Annotated in this window: 4 protein-coding genes; all 4 read right to left on the bottom strand. The window is 32.2% G+C overall.

Going from position 1 to position 2,586, the window contains the following annotated elements:
- Window positions 1-258: 258 nt before the first annotated feature.
- The 4 genes from ESU54_RS17585 to ESU54_RS17570 all read right to left on the bottom strand — a co-directional run bounded on the left by ESU54_RS17585 (window position 259) and on the right by ESU54_RS17570 (window position 2,435).
- Entirely contained in the window at window positions 259-816 is a 558-nt protein-coding gene (locus ESU54_RS17585; RefSeq protein ID WP_111845842.1) for a hypothetical protein, read from the bottom strand.
- A 157-nt stretch (window positions 817-973) separates the two neighbouring features.
- Window positions 974-1,612, bottom strand: coding sequence for a hypothetical protein (locus ESU54_RS17580; RefSeq protein ID WP_111845843.1), 639 nt, complete (start codon window positions 1,610-1,612; stop codon window positions 974-976).
- A gap of 156 nt (window positions 1,613-1,768) precedes the next feature.
- Entirely contained in the window at window positions 1,769-2,074 is a 306-nt protein-coding gene (locus ESU54_RS17575) for a hypothetical protein (RefSeq protein ID WP_111845844.1), read from the bottom strand.
- Between the two features lie 28 nt (window positions 2,075-2,102).
- Window positions 2,103-2,435 (bottom strand): hypothetical protein, encoded by a 333-nt coding sequence (locus ESU54_RS17570; RefSeq protein WP_146744050.1) that lies wholly within the window; start codon window positions 2,433-2,435, stop codon window positions 2,103-2,105.
- Window positions 2,436-2,586: the final 151 nt, after the last annotated feature.

Raw genomic sequence — 2,586 nt, 5'->3', positions numbered from 1 at the left:
ATTCCTGGTAACTCTTCTCTAACTTGGTCATCATCTTTGTTACAAGAAATTAAGAAGACCATTGTTAATGTTAATATTAGGAACTTTATTATTTTCATAGCGTTATTTTTAAATTACTGGCAACGTTTATGTATATGAGCTGTGGCGTGTCTCGGCACAAACCTCTTTAAATAAAAACTGGCTTTGGGAAATCCGCAGGATTTTCCAAGTGAGGACTGACCAAGCCATAGCTTATATACTGTGTTGTGCAACGTTTTTTTATTTCTTTTTCAGGTCAAATCCTAAATTCAATTGTAACATAATTGGCCAAATATTCCCATTTCCGTTTGTGTCAATATAATATTGAGGTCCAACGTCAAACAGTAAATGAAAATTCTTTCCGTATTTTCTTTGAATTCCCCAAGTTGGTCCAAAAGCAAAATCAAAATCAGAAGTTCTGTTTACATTTTCTGCGATTGAATTTCCTCGTGTTATAAATCTTAACGAAACAAAATTTCCCGAGTTATTTTCCGTATTTCGGTTTTTCCCATTTCTCTTATTTAAGTTATAAAACCATTTTTGTTGAAAATCAGCGAACGGACTAATTATATAAATAAACCCACTTCCTCCAAAAGTTAAATCAGGATATCCTCCGCCATAACCAATTCCGAGAGCCGAAGAAAAAGTCGAATATTGTCCTGTTGGAATTTCCAATTCAACTGCAGGATTCAAAAAATTCACACGCCAAACTTTTTCAGTTCCAATGTCGTTTTTTTCTTGAGCATAATTCAAGGTTGTTAATAGTCCGAATGTTAAAATCAGTAAGCTTTTTTTCATTTTATTTAATTTTTGTTTAATGTTCTGGTTTTTTTTAAATGTTGCACAACGTTAGGGCTATGGTTTGCTGCGTTGGGTTAAGCAATAAAGTTAGCAAATAAACACTAACATTCACGCGTGCGTGGTTTTTCCGAAGGAGAAACTACCAAGCAGTGAACTATAGCTGGTGTTGGCAACTGGTTTTTTTCGCCACAATTTGAAATTCATATTCCAAGGCATTTTTTTTAAGAAGTTTTAAATAAGTTATAGCACCAATCAATGGAGTGTTATAGAAAATATAACTTAAACGCTCATTTTTACTATTATCTCTATTTTCAATAAAGTCAGTTTTTAATCCGCCTATAACTCTTCTTTGATAAATTGGGTATTTGACATATTTGAGCAATTCTGAACTATATTCATTTGTCATTTTTTTGAAATTTTCTCCTTTGCTAGAAACAGAATCATTCTTAAAAAAATATTCACTAACCCTATCACTACTCATCAGAATTTTTTGGTTATCAGTTATAGTGGAGTCATTTATTAACAAATCTGATTGAAATTCAGTTAGAATTTTGTCAATATTGGCTATGTATAATTTAGTTATGCTATCTACAGTTTGAAGTTCCGAATCAGGAGTATTTAAATTAGACAATTCAAATTCAATCTGTTTTTCAATATAAAAAGCGTGATAGTCGATGTCATTTAATAAAACGGTGTACATCCCGAAATCTTTTTCGAAATCAGAGTCAGATTTTTGCTTTTCCGTGCAAGCTATTAATGTAATGGCTATTAAATAAAATAGATTTTTCTTCATTCTTTAACTTGTTGCCAACGTTGTTGTGTATGGACCGTTGCGTGTCTCACACACGAGCCATTAAAGATACAAAACTACGCTGGAAAATTCCCAAGAATTTTCCAGACGAGCACGAACCCAGCAATGGTTTATACACGGTGTTGGCAAACGTTTTTTTTAATTCGGTAATGGTGCTGGAATTCCAAAACCAAACCATCCAAGAATTATCCATCCTGGTAAAGTAAAGAATAAAAAAGCAAGGGTTAAAAGGCAAAATATTGGAAAAAAAGAGGCTATAAAGTAAGTGCGTCCGAGTCTTTTTGCAAATCCGAATCCAGTTAAAAATAAGGATAATATTATCGTTCCAATCAAGAATACAATCATTGTATCTATTTCAAATACATAAAAAGCCAAAACCATACTAATCACAAATAGTATGGAATTTCCTATCGGCGAAGAAATATTTGAAATACTTTTTTCCATTTCTTAAGTTTCTCTTTTAAATAATATATTATTTCGTAAATATTGCGTTTTTTAATTTTCCAGTTCGAAAATCCAACTCGCAAATAAAACAGCCAAAATTCCAGATTCTATTTTCTTTCATAAATTCTACGTAAGAGTCGGAAGTCATATTTGTTGGATGTTCGGCTGTCCAAACTAATTCGCCATTAGAATCGAACGCTTTACAGTTTTGGAATTGTCTATGTTTCGGTGCGTTATCATCAAAATCATAAATAACAATCGCCAAATCTTCAATAATTCTAACTTGGTTAATTCGATGTTCCAATTCAAACTGTTTTCCGTCGATTATTAATGTCCGATTATTTGATTTTGCTTTATCCAATTTAGTTTTTTTTCTAATGTTTGCCAACGTTTTGTATAAGCGCTGTGGCGTGGGGTTAAAAATTAATTATTTTAATATTATTGTCTTTTGTGGCGGCGATAATTTTCTAAATAAACGATTGGCAGCCATGGCGTTTATGCTTTGTTGGCAA

Origin of the sequence: Aequorivita antarctica (genome assembly GCF_007997155.1) — a bacterium.
Classification (GTDB): Bacteria; Bacteroidota; Bacteroidia; order Flavobacteriales; family Flavobacteriaceae; genus Aequorivita; species Aequorivita antarctica.
This window is presented reverse-complemented; position numbering and strand designations above follow the sequence as displayed.

Bases quoted from the DNA above. Each gene is read 5' to 3' on its own strand.
- ESU54_RS17585 (WP_111845842.1), bottom strand. From the start codon at position 816: ATGAAAAAAAGCTTACTGATTTTAACATTCGGACTATTAACAACCTTG.
- ESU54_RS17580 (WP_111845843.1), bottom strand. From the start codon at position 1,612: ATGAAGAAAAATCTATTTTATTTAATAGCCATTACATTAATAGCTTGC.
- ESU54_RS17575 (WP_111845844.1), bottom strand. From the start codon at position 2,074: ATGGAAAAAAGTATTTCAAATATTTCTTCGCCGATAGGAAATTCCATA.